Origin of the sequence: Streptomyces sp. SID11385 (assembly GCF_010548245.1) — a bacterium.
Taxonomy (GTDB): domain Bacteria; phylum Actinomycetota; class Actinomycetes; order Streptomycetales; family Streptomycetaceae; genus Streptomyces.
The window spans coordinates 1-920 of record NZ_JAAGLR010000519.1; the positions used below are offsets into that span (position 1 = coordinate 1).

At 72.8% G+C, this 920-nt stretch carries 1 protein-coding gene; it reads left to right on the forward strand.

Features of this window, described 5'->3' with window-relative positions; all coding sequences use genetic code 11:
• Positions 1–920 (forward strand): FUSC family protein (locus G3I42_RS16005; RefSeq protein WP_164286548.1); only part of this gene is annotated, 920 nt, incomplete at both ends.

Below are 920 nucleotides of genomic sequence, written 5' to 3' on the forward strand. Positions count from 1 at the left end.
CGTACACCGGGCTCGTGGGCCGGGTGCCCGCGCCCGGGGCGGCGGCGCCCGCCGACACCGGCTTCGAGCCGGCCGTCGCGCTGAGCCTCGGCAACCTGCCGGGCTCGCCGTCCGTCGCCAAGGACGTGCACGCGCGCGGACGTGGCTGGAATCCGCTGCGCCGCGTGCGGCTCTCGACGCGGCAGGCGTTCCAGGCCGCGTTCGCCGGGGGACTCGCCATCGTCGTCGGCAAGGCGATCTCCGAGCAGCGGTACTACTGGGCCGTCATCGCCGCCTTCGTCGCCTTCACCGGTACGGCGACGCGCTCCGAGACCGTCATCAAGGCCGGTCACCGCGTCCTCGGCACGCTCCTCGGCATCATCGCGGGCATCGGCCTCGCGCACCTGACCACCGGGCACAGCCTGCTCGCGCTGACGCTCATCGTGGTGAGCATGAGCACCGGCTTCTACCTGGTCAAGGTCTCGTACGCGTACATGATCTTCTTCGTGACGATCATGGTGGCGCAGATGTACACGCTGCTCCACGAGTTCTCGGCGCACTTGTTGCTGCTGCGCCTGGAGGAGACGGCGGCGGGGGCGCTCGTCGGCATCCTCGTCAGCCTCCTGTTCCTGCCGACCAGCACGCGCGACACCGTGAACTCGGCGCGGGCGGAGCTGTTCGGGGCGCTCACCGAGCTGCTCGAAGGGGTGGCGCTGCGCTTCGAGGGCGCGGCGGTGGAGGACGCCGATCCGGACGCGCTCGCCCGCGAGGTGGACCACCGGCTGCGGGCGCTCGCGCTCGTCGCGCGCCCGCTGACGCGGCCCATGGTCTGGCGCAACGACCCCTCGTACCTGCGTGAGCGGCTGCGCGTCTACGCGGCGACGGCGCGCAGGGCGCGCGTCCTGGTGCCCCTCGCGAGCGCCGCGACGAGCACGGCGACG